Source organism: Nocardia tengchongensis (assembly GCF_054781395.1).
The window spans coordinates 307,085-324,164 of the sequence record NZ_BAAGUM010000006.1 but is presented as its reverse complement, the minus strand read 5'-3'; the positions used below and the strand labels follow the sequence as shown (position 1 = coordinate 324,164).

The window sequence follows — 17,080 nt, the reverse complement described above, 5'->3', positions numbered from 1 at the left end:
GCGTGACCGGTACATCGGCTCGTCCGGACTAGGTTGTCACCGGCTCCGGCGCGGGTGTCCTCGCACGCCCCGGCACCCACCAGTTGAGCCGCCCCATGGTCTGCATCAGGGCGGGCACCAGGATGGTGCGGATGACGGTCGCGTCGACCAGCACGGCCAGGGTGAGTCCGAGGCCGAACAGCTGGACGAAGGACACGTGCGCGAAGACCATGCCGACGAAGGCGATGGCCAGCAGCGCCGCGGCCGCGGTGAAGATGCGTGCGGTGCGGGCGATTCCGACCGCGACGGCCCGCCCCGTCTCTCCGGAGTTGAGGTACTCCTCCCGGATCCGGGACAGCAGGAACACCTCGTAGTCCATGGACACCCCGAACGCCAGGCAGAACATGAGGATCGGCATGGTGGGCACCAGGTACCCGGTCGGCGTGAATCCGAGTGCGCCCGAGAGGTGCCCGTCCTGGAAGATCCACACCATCGCGCCGAAGGTCGCGGTCAGCGACAGCACGGTCAGCACGAGCGCCTTGATCGGCAGCACCACGCTGCCGGTGAAGACCAGCAGCACCAGGAACATCGACACCGCGATCAGGGCCAGCGCCACCGGGACCCGGGAGGCGAGCGCGTGCACGGAGTCGGCATTGCGTGCCGCGGGTCCGCCGAACTGCACTCGCCCGGGCGCGGGGACGGCCCGCAGCCGGTCGAGTTGCTCGGTGGCGGCCGTCGAGTACGGGTCGAGCCGGGTGCCGATGCGCAGGTAGGTGCCGGCGTCCCCGGCCATGGTGGGTTGTGCTCCGGCCAAGGGCATTCCGCCGCCGTAGACTCCGCCGCTGGACAGCACCGAACTGACGCCGGGCACCAGCGACAGGTTGCGGGCGTACTCGGCGACTTTCGCGGTGTCGCCGTGTGTGTCGGGCAGGACCGCGAGGATCCCCGCGGTGAGGTTCTCGGAGAAGTCGGTGCGTGAGGCGTCGCCGACCTCGCGGCTGGACCCCGATGCCAGGACCCGATCGTCGGCCCATCCGAAATGCACGCCGAGGAACGGTGATCCGAGCAGCAGCAGCCCGGCGACGACGGCGACGATGGCGATCACCGGCCGTCGCATCACCCCGGTGGCGAAGCGATACCAGCGGTCCTGTTCCACCGGCGTGGGCACCGGGTCCGGCCGGCCCAGCCGGCGCCGCAGCCACTGCCGCACGTCGAGCGCCTCGACCCGCGAGCCCATCAGCGCCAGCGCCGCGGGCAGCACCAGCAGTGTCGTGAACACCGCCGCGGCGAGCACCGCCAGCCCCGCGTACGCGAACGACCGCAGGAAGTACAGCGGGAAAACCAACAGCGCGGCCAGTGAAAGTGCCACGGTCAGACCGGAATACAGCACGGTGCGCCCGGCCGTGCGCACGGTGCGGGCGACCGCGTCGACGGTGTCGGAGCCCGCCGCGATCTCCTCCCGGAACCGGCTCACCATGAACAGGCTGGAGTCCAGCGCCACCGCGAACCCGAGCGCGGTGGTCATGTTCAGCGCGAAGATCGACACGTCGCTGACCGCCGCCAGGATGCGCAGCACGGCCAGCGCCGCCCCGATCGTGACGACGCCGACGAGCAGCGGCAGCATCGAGGCGACGAGGCTGCCGAACACCAGCACCAGGGCGATGCCGGCCAGTGGAATGGCGATGGATTCGATGAGCACCAGGTCGAGGGTGATCTGTTTGCTCATCTGCGCGAGCGCGACCGCCTCGCCGCCCGCCCGCACCCGCACGCCGTCGCGGGTGCCGTTGTACTTGTCGGCGAGGGCGCCCGCCAGTTTCGGTGCGGCGGTGTCGTCGCCGCGCGCGTAGGCCACCAGGACGGCGCTGTGCTTGTCGGTGCTGCGCAGCGCGGTCCGCATCTCGGCGGGAACGCTCCAATACGACTGCACGCCTTGGAGATCCGGGTTGGCGGTCAGTTCGTCGGTGAGGCGTTGCCCGACCGCGCCGGCGGCGGCGGTGTCGATGCCGTCGGGCGCGGTGAGCACCAGCACCACATTGGGTGCGGCGCCGGGGAAGTGGTCTTCGAGATACTGGTCAACCCAGGTGGATTCGGCGTCCGGTGCCTGAAACCCGCCGGATTTCAGATGCATCGGGGCCGACCACCCGATGGCGTAGCAGAGGACGGCGGCGATTCCCGCCGCCACCAGCACGCCGCGGGCCCGGCGTTGGGCGAAGTGGGCGATGGCGAGCAGCACGCGCGGTCACCGCCGTTCGGCGGGCGGTATCTGCCGCGCGGTCCGCACCAGCTCGTCGGACACCTGCCACAGTTCCGCGGCGCGCTCGGGGTCGTAGGATTCCGGCGCGCTGGGCACCTCGGCCGCGCCGGTGAAGTATTTGCCGGTGGTGCCGGCGAGCTCGGGTCCGATGGCCAGCCAGGCGAGGTCGGCGGCCGACTTGGCGACGGTGCGGGCGATGGGCATGATCCGGATGAGCAGCGGCGCGAGGAACCGGAACCCGATGCGCGCCGGGGCCGGATAGCCGCGCGACAGACCGGTTTCCGGCATCAGCCCGGGATCGAACGCGTTGACGGTGATCCCGCGATCACCCCACTGGTTGGCGAGCTCATAGGTGAAGTAGACGTTGGCGAGCTTGCTGTTGGCGTAGGCGATCCGCCCGTCCCGCCCGGAACCCGCACCGGGAGTGGCGAGTTCGCGAGGCGCCCGCCATTGCGGCGCGGGGAACCCCATGGACTTGCGCGGCCCCTGATGCACGTCGCTGGACACCACCACGACCCGCGCCCCGGATTCGAGCAGATCCTCGCACCCGGTGACGAGCGCGAAATGGCCGAGATGATTGACCGCGAAGGTGAGTTCGTAGCCGTCCTCGGAGGTGCGCACCCCGTCGACGATCTGCAGTCCGGCATTGCACACGATCGCACCCAGCCGCGGCTGGGTCCGGTTGTGCAGCTCCTTCACCGCGGCGCCGACCGAATCCAGTGACGCCAGTTCCAGATCCAGCAGCTCCACCTCGGCCGCGGGTGCGTGCTCCAGAATCTGCTGTCGCGCCGCCTCTGCTCGCTCGACGTTGTGGCATCCGAGGATCAGTGGAACACCCTGGGCGGCTAGCACTTTCGCGGTCTCCAGGCCGAGCCCGGAAGATGCGCCGGTGATCAGTACAGGAAGATTCATGCCGCGTTCTCCAACCATTTCATGGTGAATTCGTCGATGGCGGCCGCGGTGGTGGTGAACGTCTTGCCCATGTCGGCTTCGATCAGCCTGCCGATCAAGGGAACTCGCGCCTCGATCTGTCCGGACATGGTGAATTCGCAGCCGGTGTCGGTGCGCCGCAGCAGCAGATCGGCCCCGAGTTTGATGGTCATCCCCTCGACCTGTCCATCCATCCGTCCCCGCGCGACCCCATTGGCCGGTTCGGACCAGGTCTCACTGTAGCGGTAGCGCACCCCGTTGGGCCGGAAGGCGGCCGCCGGGCCGGGCAGCGCCGAGGCCGGGATGACGGTGTCGACGGTGACGAGCGTGCGGCTCGGGCTGACCTCGAATTCGGCCAGTTTCGAGTCGGGGCCGTCGATTTCGATGATGCGCTGCTCCCAGTACTCCCGGCTGCCGAGGGCGCGATGGAACAGGGCGTCGGAGTATGGATAGGGCGTGGTGTGCTGCACGGAACGCGGCATGGTCAGTCTCCCAGGTGCTTGGCGTAGATGCGGTGGATGTCGAGCATTCGGTAGAGGGCGCGGTCCGCGTCGTCGCGGCCGACCTCGGACAGCAGGTAGGCGTCGACGAGCCGGTCGAGGGCGTCCTCGACTTCGTCGGCGCTGAGTTCGGGGTGGTCGGGGGCGGTGAATTCGGTTCCGGCGCTGGTTTTCCGGCCGAGGTCGCGGAAGACTCCGGCGGCCGTGCTGTCGAGCCGGTCGAAGGTCAGGTCGAGGCTGGCCCGGATGTCGAGGGCCTGGTAGGACACGACTTCGAGGCGTCGTTGCTCGTCGCTGATCCGGGCCAGCATGCGGGCGAAGGTCCAGTGGGGTCGCGCCGACATGCGGCAGGCGACGGCGCGCAGCGCCAGCGGGATGCCCGAGCAGTGGTCGGCGACGCTGCCGGCGTCCTCCCATTCGGGGAGCACGCGTGCCCGCCCGACGGTGGCGACCAGCATTTGCAAGCCCTGGGTGCGGGACAGTTCGTGCAGCACGAAGGTCCGGACGGTGGTGAGTCCCAGGGCGAATCTGCTGGTGATGAGCGCGGTGCTGGATCCGCCGGCGGGCAGCAGCGGGATGATCTGCGATTCGGTGACGGCATTGTCGAGGATCACCAGCACGCGCCGGCGGGCCAGTCGGGCGCGATACAGGTTGGCGCGCTCGGTGAGGGTGGCGGGCTGGGCGTCGGCGGGAATGCCGAGGGCGGTGAGCAACCGGCCGAGCACCGTCTCCGGGGTGGTGTTCGGTCCTTCGGCGAGGTCGGCGTAGAGCATGCCTTCGGGGAAGCGGTCGCGCAGGCAGTCGGCGGCTTGCAGGACCAGTGCGGTCTTGCCGACGCCCGCGCCGCCGGTCACCAGGACCGGCCGCGGCGCCGGGTCGTCGGTGAGCATGCCGGTGAGGGTGGCCAATTCGGCGTCGCGGCCGCTGAATCCGAGTGGCGCCAGCGGCACCATGTCGGGTGCGAGGCCGAGGGTGACGGTGGGCGGGTCGCCGCGCAGGATCTGGCTGTGCAGTTCCCGCATGCCCGGGCTGGGGTCGGCGCCGAGTTCGTCGGCGACGAGCCGGCGGGCCACTTCGTACTGCCGCAGCGCCTGGGCGGTCTCGCCGTTGAGGAAGTAGGCGCGAATCAGCCGCTCCTGCAACCCTTCCACGAGTGGTTCCTCGAGCAGGGCGGTCTGCAGGCGGTTGATCACCAGGGAGTGGTTGCCGCGCCGGATCTCGGCGTCGGCCCAGTCGGCGGTCACCTCGTGCTTGAGCCGGTGCAGCGAATCGCTGAGCCGGCGCGCCCATTCGCTGTCGAGGCCGGTCATGGCGCTGCCGTTCCACAGGTTCAGTCCCGCGGCCAGTTGTTCGACGCGACCGGGATCGTCGATGTCGGTGGCGCGGGCCCGGTCCACCAGATCCATGAAGTGCTGCAGATCCACCGAATCCGGTGGGGTGGAAAGGGTGTAGCCGCCGGATCCGCGGTTCACCTGGACGGGCGGCCCGCCGTGGCCGGCGGTGGCCTCGGTGAGGACGCCGCGCAGCCGGGCGACGTAGGTGTAGACGGCGTCGCGGGCGGCGACCGGCGGGGAGTCACCCCACACCCGGTCGATCAGCGTGTCGATGGGCAGCGGCCGTCCGGAGTCCACCAGCAGCGCGGCGAGCAGGCTGGTCTGCCGGGGCGGCCCGAGGTCGACGGGTTTGCCGTGGACATGCAGCTGCACGGGGCCCAGAAGCTTGAATCGAATCATTGTCATGCCTTACTTCCCCCCGGAATCTGGTGCGGCACTGCCCATTACATGGCGAGCGCCGCGAGAAATAGTGCGACCAGGGCGATTCCCTGCAGGATCACGCGGACGACGATGACGCTGTCCCAGGTGCGCTGCATCTCCCGGACGTCGGCCGGGACCCGGTCGGCGAGGACCGCGGCGGTGAGTTCCTTGTTGACCGGTGCGCTGATCCGCGCGTAGATGCCGAGCCAGATCGCCAGGGTGGCGACGGCCAGTGCCGCGAGGGCCCCCGCGGCGGCCTTGCCGTCGAGGAACGCGATGCCGGTGGCGAGGACGGCGGCGACGACGCCCACCGCACCGGGGATCGGCATGCGCTTGTCGGCGACCTCGTGGATGCGCCCGGTGACGGCGGCCAGGGCGCGGTCGTCGATGCGGGCGAAGGCCGTGCGCAGCACCAGGGCGCAGAAGAAATCGGTGCCGTAGACGACCGCGGTCGTCAGAATTGAAAGGCCAATGGCGAACTGGAACAGAATTTCCATGTGCAAATCCTCGGCGAATGACCAAGGGCGAGAACGGTTGCGGCCGTGTCGCCACGTCGGTGTGATTGGTTGGTTATCGTCGCAAACTGTCGTGAACATTATCTTGCACCGTGTGGGGCAAGGCATTTCACCGGAATGTGATTGTGGCGATGGCCAGTTCTCGCCCGGTCAGGATTGTGATCGGTTATGGGGCAGTGGACTGTTCGTTACTCCCGCAACGCTGCGGCTACCAATATTCCTCCGGCCAACCCCGCTGCTGTGAGCAACTCCCAGGTGTCCGGTGGTCCGGTGATGCCCTGGCGGCCGCGTTTGTTCAGCGTCACCGTGGCATCCACCAGTTCGAGTGCGACGCCGAGCACGAACCAGTGCCTCACCGGATGCCCGCGCCGCAGCGACCACACGGTGCCGAGCCCGATCACCACGTCGCGGGTGCCGAACGCGCGGGTCGGCAGCGACGAGGCGGTGTCGTCGTATTCACCCGACCAGGACTTGGAGACGGTGGCCGGTTGGGTGAGCATGCCGGTGCCGATCGCGATCCGGGCCAGCGCCTGCGACCAGGCCATCTGCCGGACCATGCCCTGCACCCGGCGGTGGGCGAGCATCGAATTACCGTTCATTGTAAGGGTTTTCCTCCTGGCAGGCGGCCTCGTCGACGGCGACCACCACCTTTCCGCGGGCGTGCCCGCCCTGACTGAGCAAGTGCGCCTGCGCGGCGTCGGGTAGCGGGAAGATCGCGCCGACCGGAACCCGGAACACGCCCTTGGCGGCGAGCGCGGCGACCACGGGCAGGTCGCCGGTGTCGGGCCGGGTGAAGACGTACGAGCCGCCCAGTTCGCGGGCCTTCGGATCGACCACCGAGGCGAATCGGCCGTGCGGCGCGAGCAGCGGCAGCACCGTGCGCTGGATCCGTTTGCCGACCGCGTCGAGCAGTACGTCGACTCCGTCCGGGGCGATCGCTCGCACCGAATCGGCCAGTCCCACCGTGTAATTCACCGGCTCCGCGCCGAGTTCGCGCAGGAACTCGTGGTTGCGCTCACTGGCCGTGCCGATCACCCGGGCGCCCAGGTGCACCGCGATCTGCACGGCCACCGCGCCGACGCCGCCGGCCGCGCCGTGGATCAGCACGGTCTCACCGCGCTGCACGTCCAGCACCCGCACCAGGGCCTGATAGGAGGTGAGCGCGGCCAGCGGCATGGCCGCGGCCTCGGCCCAGCCCAGGTTCGGCGGCTTGATCGCCAGCGCGCGCACCGGCGCGGGCATGACCTGCGCGAAGCTGCCGCGGCTCAGGTAGTCCTCGCGCACGCAGCCGACGACCTCGTCGCCGACGGCGAATTCGTTGACCCCGACGCCGATTTCGCGCACGATGCCCGATACGTCCGCGCCCGGGACGATGGGGAAGACGGTGTCGGCGAACGGATCCAGGTAGCCTTCGCGCGCCTTCCAGTCGATCGGGTTGACCGCGGCGGCCTTGACGTCGAGCAGGACCCCGTCGAGCGCCATCTTCGGGATCGGCAGCTCGCCGTATTCGAGGACCGACGCGTCGCCGTAGCGCCGGTAGAAGACCGCCTTCACGAGCGCACCGCCGCCCCGATATAGGTGGAGGACAGGTCGGCGGTGGTGAACATGATCAGGTTGCCGTCGCGCTTCTTGCCCAGGATGGTCAGTCCGCGCTGCTTGGCCAGCGGGGTCAGGCCCGCGGCGTCGAGGTGGCGGGCCAGCTCGGCGGGCTTGATGAACTGGTGGTGATGGTGGGTGCCGCGGGCCACCATGCCGGTGAGGTATTCGGGGATCCAGATCATCACGATCCGTGCCAGCAGCGTGCGATTGATGGTGTCGTAGCAGAAGATTCCGCCCGGCTTCAGCACGCGCGCGATCTCCCGCACCGCCAGCGCCGGGTCGTCGACGTGCTCGAGTACGTCCACGCAGGTGACCACGTCGAAGGTGTGGTCGGGGTAGGGCAGCGCCTCGGCGCGGCCGACGGAGTATTCGATGGCCTTGCCGGTGGCCTCGGCGTGCGCGCGGGCGGCGGCGACCAGGCGGTCGGAGGGGTCCATGCCGCTCACCTCGGCGCCGCGGCCGGCCAGGTATTCGGTGGTGAACCCGCCGCCGCAGCCGACGTCGAGCACCTTCTTGCCGGCCCAGTCCTGCACGAACTTGTCGAAGTATTCGAAGCGCGGGCGCTGGAACGAGGTGAGCCCCTTCATGGCGGAGTCGTCGTCCCACCAGGATTCGGCGAAGTCGCCGAAGAAGTCGGCCTCGGTCTGGGATTGCTTCATGTCAAACACCGTCTTTCTGCAGTGGTCTGGTCGGTTCGGGGGTGCGCCAGCGGGTGGCGTAGGCGATCTGGTCGCGTTCGGCGATGCGGAAGACGAGCCACGGCCACACCGCGCGCATGCCGAGTTCGCGCAGCCGGATGAGCAGCGGATTCTCCAGCGCCCCGAGGCGGCCGATCCGCCACGCGACCTTCTGGAGGCCGGCGGTGCGGGCGCGGCGCTGTTTCTCGTAGCGGCGCAGGGCCGTCACCGGATCGGTGGCCTCCAATTCCTCGGCCAGCACGAGGGCGTCCTCGAGGGCCTGGCAGGCGCCCTGGCCGATATTGAAGGTGATGGGGTGGGCGGCGTCGCCGAGCAGCGTGACCCGGCCGGTGCCCCAGCGCTTGTCGGGCGCCCGGTCGAGCACGTCGCCGCGGATGATGGCCTCCGGCGGGGTGGCGGCCAGGATTTCGTCGATCGGCGACATCCAGCCGTGGTGCCGTTGCGCCAGCATCGCTCTGGGGTCGCCGTCGTCCTGGCCGCCGGGCGCGCCGTTGGCCACGCTCATCCAATGCACGACGCCGGGGGCGACGTCGTAGAAGGTGAATCGGGTGCCGTTGCCGAACAGCGCGTAGAAGGTGCCCGGCGGGATCTTCGGGTGCCGCAGTTCGGCTTTGCCGCGCCAGGCGATGTAGCCGGTGTAGCGCGGCCGCCGCATGCCCAGCAGCCCGTTGCGGATGGTGCCGTTGATGCCGTCCGCGCCGATCAGGACATCGCCGCGCACCCGGTCGCCGTCCGACAGCTCGACGGTGACCCCGGTCTCGTCCTGTTCGAAGCCGATAACCGCTGCGCCCGTGCGGATCTCGGTGTCGTCGGAGAACGCCGACACCGCCGCGCTGAGCACCCGGTGCAGCACCGAGCGCTCGACGGCGATGGTCGGGCAGCCGTACTTCTCGACGAATTCGCCGACCGGCCACGCGCCGAAGAGCTGTCCGCGCCAGGTCCCGAAGTGGGTGACCTGCTGCACCGGGGCGGTATCCAGGACTTCGCGCAAGACGCCCAGTCGTTCCAGCGCGATGGTGCCGTTGGTCCAGATGTGCAGTCCCGCACCGCCGTCGCGCAGTTCGGTGGCGCGTTCGAAGACGCGCACCCGGATGCCGCGCTGCCGCAGGGCGAGCGCCGCGGCCAGGCCGCCGATCCCGCCGCCGGAGATGAGCACCGTGAGCGGCCGCTGGGTCACGGCCGGTCCGCTTCGGTGAGGGTGGCCACGGTGGCGGCCAGCTCCGCGAGATCCATGCCGCCGCCCTTGCGGCGGCGGCCCTTGCGGCCCAGCGCGCCCGACATCAGCCAGCCCAGGCCCAGCGCCTCGAGCATGGCCGATTCGACGCCGATGCCCCAGCGTTCGGCGATCAGGCCGTCCGCCAGCCGCCACACCACGACACCCTTGAATTCGATGGCCTCCCCGGTGGGGTCCATGCCCAGGAACTCGCCGGTGAAGGTGCCGCGCCAGGTGTTGTGGATGACCACGTGGTCGGCGTGCGCGCTGAGCGCCTCGATGGTGACGTGCAGGTCCGGGAAGCCCTCGCGCAGACCGGCGATGGTGTATTTGACGCCGGGGATGCCGTCGGGCGCGCCGGGCAGCGGCTGGTGGTCGACCATGTCGGGGGAGTAGATCTCGTCGACCACCGAGAAGTCGCCCTGGTTGACGAACTCGTCGAAGACGCGCCGGATGATGCGGGCGTTGTCCTCGGGGGTGTGTACCTGCTCAGGCGACATGGTCGATCTCCTCGGCGGATTCGGCGAACGGCGCTTCCCATCGCAGCGACAGGCCCGCGTACAGGTAGCGGCTGGCCTCCACGGCCAGCAGCAGCACCTGGTCGCCGGGCCGGACCCGGCCTTCGACCCAGCCCTCGTCGAGGGCCAACGGCACCGCCGCGGAACCGGTCGCGCCGACGGTGGTGAGGTTCTCGACGATGTTCTTGGCCAGCACGGCCTGGTCCTCGGGAGAGACTCCGGCGGCGTCGAATTCGGCGGTGAAGTAGTCGGCGTTGCCCTCGGGCAGCACGCAGGCGTCGATCTCGGCGACGGTGAGCCCGGTGCGCGCCAGCATGTCCTTCATGCCCGCCACGAAGACCTGCGGCCCGAAGGTGGCGGTCCCGTTGACGTCGAGCTTCATCTCCACCAGGCGCTTGCGCTTGGCCTGGTCGAACACCGGCTCGTGAGTGCCGCCGCCGACGATCTGCATGCCGGGCTTGCGGTCACCGCCCAGACAGGCGGTGGCGAACCGGAATTCGCCGTCGGGGTCGGCGCTGCCGGGTTCGCCGGCACGCAGCACCACCGCCCCGGCCCCGTCGCCGAAGGAGTTGATGACCAGCCGGTCGCGCATGCGCACCAGCTCGGGATCCATACCCAGGTACATCGGAACCAGCAGCGGGGAGATCGATTCCGCGCCGATCACCACGGCGGTCTTGTAGGTGCCGTCGGCGAGCAGGCGGCGCGCGTAGTCCAGGCCCTGCACGAAACCGGTGCAGGCGGCCCGGAATTCGATGGCCGCACAGTGCGCCAGGCCGAGGCGCTCCTGCACGTAGGTGACCACGGCGGGCAGCTGATATTCGGGGCTGGCCGAGGACATGACCAGCAGGTCCACCTCGGCCGGATCGATGTCGGCGCGGGCCAGGGCACGCCGCGCGGCGGTGGTGGCCATGGCGGAGGTGCCGGTGGTGTGGCGGCCGGTGGCCGGGTCGATGATCCAGTGCCGTTGCCGCACTTGGATGTTGTCGAGGACCTCGGCGGGCATGGGGCCGCACAGGCGCTCGAGGGTGGCGTTGTCGATCGGGTCGCCGGGCAGGTAGGAGCCGGTGGACAGGATCGACACGTGGCGTGGTCCGGGGTGGGACATGGTGTCTCCGTTCACGATTCGATGGTCACGATGCGAGGGGTGCGGCGGCGGGCGGCCGCAGCACGAAACTGGTGTGGGTGCCGCCCAGCGAGGAGCCGTTGACCAGCACCGGGCCCTGGACACCGCCGTGCGCCCAGGCGGTGACGGCCAGCGCGGCGGCCAGCTGCGCGCCCGCGCCGACGGGGTCGCCGAGCACCCGTTTGGGTTCGTGCCGGGCGCAATTCGCGCTCAGCCCGAGCCGATCGACGGCCCGCCGTTCGGGGCCGTCCACCGCGGGCAGCCCGGCCGCCGCGGTCCAGACCGCGGTCAGCTCGGCGGGCTCGACTCCGGCCGCGGCGAGGGCCTCGCGCATGGCGCGTTCCACACCGTGGCCGCGCGGGTCCCAGCGGGCGATGCCGAGCGCGTCGCAGGTGGTGGCGTAGCCGGCGAGCACCGCGAGCGGGGTAGCCCCGCGCTCCCGTGCCGCGTCGGCCCGTTCCAGCAGCAGGGTGACGCTGCCCTCGGCGAGCCGGAAGTCGCGGCCGTGGCGGCCGGTGAAGGGTCCCGCGCCGCGGTAGGCGTCGAGCGCGTAGGGCGAGAGTTCGTCCGCGCCGGTGCACAGCACGGCGTCCGCGCGTCCGGCGCGCAGCAGGTCGAAGGCGGTGCCGAGCGCGGCCGCGCCCGCGGCGTGACCCGAGGTGAGGGTGGAGGTCGGGCCCTTCGCGCCCAGCACCATGGCGACCTGTCCAGCGGCGGCGTTGAAGACGGTGTTGGGGAAGATGGCCGGATTGCCTTGCAGCGGACCACCGGTCACGGTCGGCTCGAAGAACCGGGAGATGCTGCTCATCGGCCCGACGCCGGTGCCGAGCACCACGCCGACACGCTCGTCGGCGGTGAGCCCGGCGGCGGTCAGCGCCTGCTCGCTGGTCGCGACGGCCAGCTGTCCGAGCCGATCCATGCGCCGCCGCTGCTTCGCCGGGATCGTCGCACCCGGGTCACTGGTGACGCGCGCCAGCCGTAATCCGTTGTGCGACTCCGCAGATACGGTGCCGCTCTGCCAGGCAGCCCACAGCTGTTCGATGTCGGTCGTGTCGCCCACGAGCGCACCGATCCCGGTGACGACGACCTCATCCTCGGTCTGGTCGTTCGCAGCGGGCGTGGGCTCGGATCGGGAGTCGGCGGCCCGCCCGTACACGACGCAGGCGTTGGCTCCGGCGAAGGCGAAGTTGTTCGAGGCGGCGACCCGCATGGGCAGCGCCCGCCCGGTGTTCGGCGCGGCATCCAGTCCGCAGGCCGGGTCGGTTTCGGCGAAACCGGCTGTCGGCGGGACTGTCTGGTCGCGCAGCCCGAGGATGGTGACGATGGCCTCGACCGCCCCGGCCGCGCCGAGCAGATGCCCGATCATGGATTTCGTGCTGCTGAGCACCACGTGCTGCGCGGCGTCGCCGAGGGCGGCGCGCACCGCATTGCTTTCGGCCGAATCGTTTTTCGGCGTGCCGGTGCCGTGCCCGTTGATGTAGGGGACGTCCGCGGGGGTGAGTCCGGCGCTGTCGATGGCGGCGCGGATGGCCCGGGCCGCGCCCGCGCCCTGCGGATGCGGGGCGGTGGCGTGGTAGCCGTCGGCGGACATGCCGTAGCCGAGCACCTCGGCGATGATCGGCGCGCCGGCCGCGGCGGCCACCTCGGCTGAGGTGAGCACCATCATGCCCGCGCCCGCGCCGAGTGAAAGTCCGTCGCGGTCCCGGGAATACGGCCGCGCCGGTCGCGAGGACAGCGATTCCACGCTGTTGAAGCCGTAGTAGGCCATCTCGCTGAGAGCGTCGCTGCCGCCGACCAGCATGGCGTCGGCTCGTCCGGCGCGGATCTGCTCGACCGCGTGGGCCAGGGCGTGGGCGCTGGACGCGCACGCCGTATTGACCGACAGCACCGGGCCTTTCAGCCCGAAGGCGGAGCTCAGCGCCTCGGCGCAGAACTGCGGGGAGACCAGCAGCAGATGCCGGTCGTCGCCCAGGCCGAGTTCGTCGGCGTCGACCGTGCGCCCGGCGTCGACCGCGCGGCGCACCGCCTTCTCGGCGCTGTGAATGCCGCTGTTGCAGCTGCCGAACGCCACCCCCCACCGGTGCGCGGGCAGGGCGTCGGGGCGGGGCGCCGCGCCCTCCTCGAGTACGCCCAGTCCCGCTCCCGCCATGGCTTCCTCGGCGGCGATGAGCGCGTAGTCGATGGCGGGTTCGGGGTCGGTGAGGCCCAGTGGGGCGAGGTAGTCGTATTTGGGGCGCGGCGCGCCGAGGATCTCGCCGCCGATGGCCGCGGGCAGTCCGGCGACGGCGAACTCGCGCAGCGGCCGGATCGCCACCTCGCCGCCGCGCACCCGCTGCCACAGTTCCTCCGCACCGGCGCCGTGCGCGGTGATCGCGCCGAGCGAGGTGATCACGATGCGCCGGTGTGGCGCGAGACGTCGGTTTTCGTGCATGGCCGAAAGTCCTGTCGGTCAGTTCGATTGGGTGAGGGCGAGCGCCACGGCCTGGCCTTCCAGGCCCCGGGCCAGGGCCAGCGCGACCCCCGGTCGTGCGTGCCGCGCCGCGCCGGTGACGATGTCCAGATCGCACTCGGGGGCGGGTGTTTCGTGATTGGCGGTGGCGGGCACCACGCCGGAGTCCAGGGCGAGCGCGGCCAGCGCGGCATTGAGCGCGCCCGCACCGCCGACCAGATGCCCGGTCTGGGGTTTGACGCTGGTCACCGCGGCCCGCGCGGTCTCCGCGCCGAGGGCGGTGCGCAGCGCCCGCACCTCGCTGGTATCGCCGAGCGCGGTGGCGCAGCCGTGAGAGAACACGCAATCGGTCCCTGTCGCAGCGGCATCGGACAGTGCCGCGGAGATGGCACGGGCCAGCCCGCGGCCCTCCGGATCGGAGGCGGGCGGGCGCACGCAGTCATTGCCCATCCCGTAACCGGCCAGCTCGGCGTAGATGTGCGCGCCGCGCCCCACCGCCCGGTCCCGGTCCTCGAGCACGAGGATGGCCGCGCCGTCACCGATGACCGATCCGCTGTGCTCCCGGTCGAAGGGCCGGAAAGCTTTGGTGTCCAGGTCGTTTCGCGGGGACAGGACGCCCAGACCATCCAGTTTCGCCATCGCCCACCAGTTGGTGGCGTCGTCGTAGCCGCCGGCGACGGCGATATCGGCCTCGCCGCGGCGGATGGCGCGCATGGCCCGCCCGATCGCGGTGGCCCCGGAATCGGCGGCGCCGGCGTAGAAGGCGTTGGGTCCGCGCAGGCCGAACAGCGAGGAGATGTGGTAGGTCCCGCCGTTCTGCAGTCCCTCCACATACGCCAGCGGCGGCACGATCGAACGGGCCAGTTCACCGAGCTTGCGCATATCCGGTTCGCCGTCGGCGCCGCGGATGGCCTCCATGTCGGCGATGGAGTCGTCGCGCTGGCAGATGTCCTTGTTCCCACCGAGATACAGGCCGGTCCGGTGGCCGAGGTCGCTGCGTTCGAGGCCCGCGTCGCGCAGCGCCAGGGTGGCCGCGGCGACGCCGTACTGGTCGCCGCGGGTGGAGGTGCGCATGGACCGCAGCGAGAGGTACTTGCCCGGATCGAAGTCCGGGATCTCCGCGCCGAGGCGGGTGCGCAGCGGCGCCGGGTCGTAGGCGCGCAGCGGTCCGATGCCGGTGCGCCCCGCCACCAGGGCGTCCCAGGTCTCTCGCGCGCCCTCGCCGAGCGCGGTGACCAGGCCGATGCCGGTGATCACCACGCGCCGCCCGGTCACGACTTCACCTCGGGGACAAGGCCGTTGGCGGCCTCCCGCACGATCGCCGCGGCGCTGTCGCCGTCCGCCGCGGCGATCGGCCCGCGCACCAGGCGCAGGTTCTTGATGGCGGCGACGAGTTTCCCGTCCACCTTGGCGGCGGCCCGCCACACCGATTCCGCCGGATCGGTGTCGGCGCTGACCTTTTCGACGGTGATGTGCACCTGGTCGCCAGGGGTCACGAAGCGCCGGAAGCGCAGTCCCTCGGCGGCGCGCAGCCGCAGCAGCGGATCACCGGCCGCGAGGACGGCCAGCGCGATCATGCTCTCGGTCAGCAGCACCCCGGGCAGGATGGGGCGCCGTGGGAAGTGACTGTCGAAGAACGGCAGGGTGCCGGTCACGTTCAGCAGGGCCTCGGCGCGAACGCCGGGGCTCACCTCCAGGATTCGATCGAATCCGGGGGTGCCGATGCCCGCCGCCGGGACGTCGGCGGGCGCGGGGTGGGACGCTGTCATGCCTGCTCCCTGAGTTCGGAGATGTGCGGGGGTGCGCCCACCACGAGGCAGGTATTGGAACCGCCGAACGCGAGGGCGTTGATCATGGCCGCGCGCACCGGCATCGGGCGCGCGCGGTGGGGGACGTAGTCGAGATCGAGGGCCCGATCCGGGGTGTCGAGATTGAGGGTGGGCGGCACCATCGAATCCCGGATCGCGCCCAGCGCCGCCAGCAGATTGAGCGCCGCGGCGCCGGCGGTGAGATGCCCGGCCATGGATTTGGGCGAGGACACCACCAGCCGGTAGGCGTCGTCGCCGAACACCTTCTTGATGGCCCGGGTCTCGGAGACGTCGTTGCCGGGCGTGCTGGTCCCGTGCGCGGCGATGTAGTCGATATCGCCGGTGCCCAAACCGGATTCGGACAGCGCCGATTCCATGGCCTCGATCGCGCCGGCCCCGTCGGGCGGGGAGTCGGTGATCCGCCAGGCGTTCATGGTGGACCCGTAGCCGAGCAGCTCACCCAGGATGGGCGCGCCGCGGTCCACTGCGGATTCCAGGTCCTCGAGCACGAAGGCCACCGCGCCCTCGCCGATCACGAACCCGCTGCGGTCGGCGTCGAAGGGCCGCGACGCCGCGGCGGGATTGTCGTTGTAGCGGTCGGTCATCGCGCCCAGCAGCCCGAAGCCGAGGATGTCGGCCCAGGTGGTGAGCGAGTCGTAGCCGCCCGCCACCATCATGCGGGCGTCGCCCTCCTGGATCAGCCGGAAGGCCTCGCCCAGGGCGTGCCCGGAGCCGGCGCAGGCGGTGTGGATGCCCACCATCGGACCGGTGGCGCCGATCATCCGGACCATGGCGTTGAGGGCCAGGTTCTGGTTGCCGGTCAGGGTCGCCGAGGGCGCGGGCCGCACGAAGGCGTCGGATTGCCCGGTCCGGGAACGTAATTCGGAGACCTTCAGCACCATGGTCAGGTCCGGGCGGCCCACGCTCGCGCCCATGGCGACGCCGCGGTCCGCGGCCGGATAGGGCGCCTCGGTCAGCGGGTCGAGACCCGCCGACCGCAGGGCCTCGCCGACCGCCGCGAGCCCGAACAATCCGGGCCGCGACACCCAGCGCTGGTCGGCGCCGGCCGGGATGGCGGTGGCCGGATCGAAGGAGTCCGGGACCAGCCCGGCGATCCGGACCGGGAAGGTGGTGCAGTCGAAGGTGGTCAGTGCGCCGATGGCGTTGCGGCCCGCGACCAGTCCTTCCCAGGTGGCGGGCGCGTCGACGCCGAGCGGGGTGACCGCGCCGACGCCGGTCACCGCGACCCGCCGGCGTCCGGCCGCGTCGGTGTGCGCCGGGGTGCTCATCCGACCAGCTCCTCACCCAGCAGATGGCGCGCCATCCGTTCGGTGTCTTCCGGGTCGTCGAGCCGGTCGGCGTCGATGAGGGCGCACATGATGTTGCGGGCGTACATGATTCGCTCGCCGTCGACCTCGATCCAGCCGTCCACCACCGCCGCCTCCGGCGTCGCGTGCACCACCTGGGCCGTCATCCGGAGCACGTCACCGGGTACCGCGTCGCGATACATGGTGACCTCACCCACGGTGAGCAGCGCGGCGCGTTTGGTGTGCGCCGAGCTGAGCAGCACCAGCCACGCCCCGGCCTGGCACAGCGCTTCCAGAGCCAGGCCGAAGGGCAGCACGGGTCCGGTGGCGGACGGCTGCCAGACGTTCTCGTAGACCGAGGTGAGCTTGCGAGCCGTGATGTGCTGCAACGGTTCCCAGGACTCGATTCGGTCGATGAGATGAAATCGCATGG

The 17,080-nt window shown here is 70.9% G+C and carries 16 protein-coding genes; all 16 read right to left on the bottom strand.

Going from position 1 to position 17,080, the window contains the following annotated elements; translation table 11 throughout:
* Positions 1-28: 28 nt before the first annotated feature.
* Positions 29-2,212 carry an MMPL family transporter gene (locus ACYVKL_RS12530; protein ID WP_379162430.1) on the bottom strand — a complete coding sequence of 728 codons (2,184 nt, stop codon included), beginning with the start codon at positions 2,210-2,212 and terminating at the stop codon, positions 29-31.
* Positions 2,213-2,218: 6 nt separating this feature from the next.
* Positions 2,219-3,145 carry an SDR family NAD(P)-dependent oxidoreductase gene (locus ACYVKL_RS12525; RefSeq protein ID WP_379162427.1) on the bottom strand — a complete coding sequence of 309 codons (927 nt, stop codon included), beginning with the start codon at positions 3,143-3,145 and terminating at the stop codon, positions 2,219-2,221.
* The gene (locus ACYVKL_RS12520; RefSeq protein WP_379162424.1) at positions 3,142-3,645 is read right to left on the bottom strand and encodes a DUF2505 domain-containing protein; all 504 of its coding nucleotides are present in this window, start codon (positions 3,643-3,645) and stop codon (positions 3,142-3,144) included. The genes ACYVKL_RS12525 and ACYVKL_RS12520 overlap by 4 nt, the downstream gene beginning before the upstream one ends.
* Positions 3,646-3,647: 2 nt before the next feature.
* The gene (locus ACYVKL_RS12515; protein WP_379162421.1) at positions 3,648-5,402 is read right to left on the bottom strand and encodes an AfsR/SARP family transcriptional regulator; all 1,755 of its coding nucleotides are present in this window, start codon (positions 5,400-5,402) and stop codon (positions 3,648-3,650) included.
* A gap of 38 nt (positions 5,403-5,440) precedes the next feature.
* Positions 5,441-5,914: a DUF1772 domain-containing protein gene (locus ACYVKL_RS12510; RefSeq protein WP_213559976.1), complete on the bottom strand. Its 474-nt coding sequence runs from the start codon at positions 5,912-5,914 to the stop codon at positions 5,441-5,443.
* 206 nt (positions 5,915-6,120) lie between these two features.
* Positions 6,121-6,531, bottom strand: coding sequence for a hypothetical protein (locus tag ACYVKL_RS12505; protein ID WP_213559977.1), 411 nt, complete (start codon positions 6,529-6,531; stop codon positions 6,121-6,123).
* Positions 6,521-7,486: an NADP-dependent oxidoreductase gene (locus ACYVKL_RS12500; protein ID WP_379162417.1), complete on the bottom strand. Its 966-nt coding sequence runs from the start codon at positions 7,484-7,486 to the stop codon at positions 6,521-6,523. The genes ACYVKL_RS12505 and ACYVKL_RS12500 overlap by 11 nt, the downstream gene beginning before the upstream one ends.
* Entirely contained in the window at positions 7,483-8,190 is a 708-nt protein-coding gene (gene ubiG, locus ACYVKL_RS12495) for a bifunctional 2-polyprenyl-6-hydroxyphenol methylase/3-demethylubiquinol 3-O-methyltransferase UbiG (protein WP_213559979.1), read from the bottom strand. Before ubiG ends, ACYVKL_RS12500 begins: the two co-directional genes overlap by 4 nt.
* A gap of 1 nt (position 8,191) precedes the next feature.
* Positions 8,192-9,406 (bottom strand): FAD-dependent monooxygenase, encoded by a 1,215-nt coding sequence (locus tag ACYVKL_RS12490; RefSeq protein WP_379162414.1) that lies wholly within the window; start codon positions 9,404-9,406, stop codon positions 8,192-8,194.
* Positions 9,403-9,942, bottom strand: coding sequence for an ester cyclase (locus ACYVKL_RS12485; RefSeq protein ID WP_213559981.1), 540 nt, complete (start codon positions 9,940-9,942; stop codon positions 9,403-9,405). The genes ACYVKL_RS12490 and ACYVKL_RS12485 overlap by 4 nt, the downstream gene beginning before the upstream one ends.
* Entirely contained in the window at positions 9,932-11,080 is a 1,149-nt protein-coding gene (locus ACYVKL_RS12480; RefSeq protein ID WP_379162411.1) for a 3-oxoacyl-ACP synthase III family protein, read from the bottom strand. The genes ACYVKL_RS12485 and ACYVKL_RS12480 overlap by 11 nt, the downstream gene beginning before the upstream one ends.
* 10 nt (positions 11,081-11,090) lie before the next feature.
* A complete protein-coding gene (locus tag ACYVKL_RS12475) occupies positions 11,091-13,514 on the bottom strand; it encodes a beta-ketoacyl synthase N-terminal-like domain-containing protein (protein ID WP_379162409.1) in 2,424 nt (807 codons plus the stop codon).
* Positions 13,515-13,532: 18 nt separating this feature from the next.
* Positions 13,533-14,807, bottom strand: coding sequence for a beta-ketoacyl-[acyl-carrier-protein] synthase family protein (locus ACYVKL_RS12470; RefSeq protein WP_379162406.1), 1,275 nt, complete (start codon positions 14,805-14,807; stop codon positions 13,533-13,535).
* Entirely contained in the window at positions 14,804-15,301 is a 498-nt protein-coding gene (locus ACYVKL_RS12465) for a 3-hydroxyacyl-ACP dehydratase FabZ family protein (protein ID WP_379162404.1), read from the bottom strand. Before ACYVKL_RS12465 ends, ACYVKL_RS12470 begins: the two co-directional genes overlap by 4 nt.
* Positions 15,298-16,629, bottom strand: a complete 1,332-nt coding sequence (locus ACYVKL_RS12460) for a beta-ketoacyl-[acyl-carrier-protein] synthase family protein (protein ID WP_379162401.1) — start codon at positions 16,627-16,629, stop codon at positions 15,298-15,300. The genes ACYVKL_RS12465 and ACYVKL_RS12460 overlap by 4 nt, the downstream gene beginning before the upstream one ends.
* Positions 16,626-17,078 (bottom strand): hotdog family protein, encoded by a 453-nt coding sequence (locus ACYVKL_RS12455; protein ID WP_379162398.1) that lies wholly within the window; start codon positions 17,076-17,078, stop codon positions 16,626-16,628. The genes ACYVKL_RS12460 and ACYVKL_RS12455 overlap by 4 nt, the downstream gene beginning before the upstream one ends.
* Between the last annotated feature and the right edge of the window lie 2 nt (positions 17,079-17,080).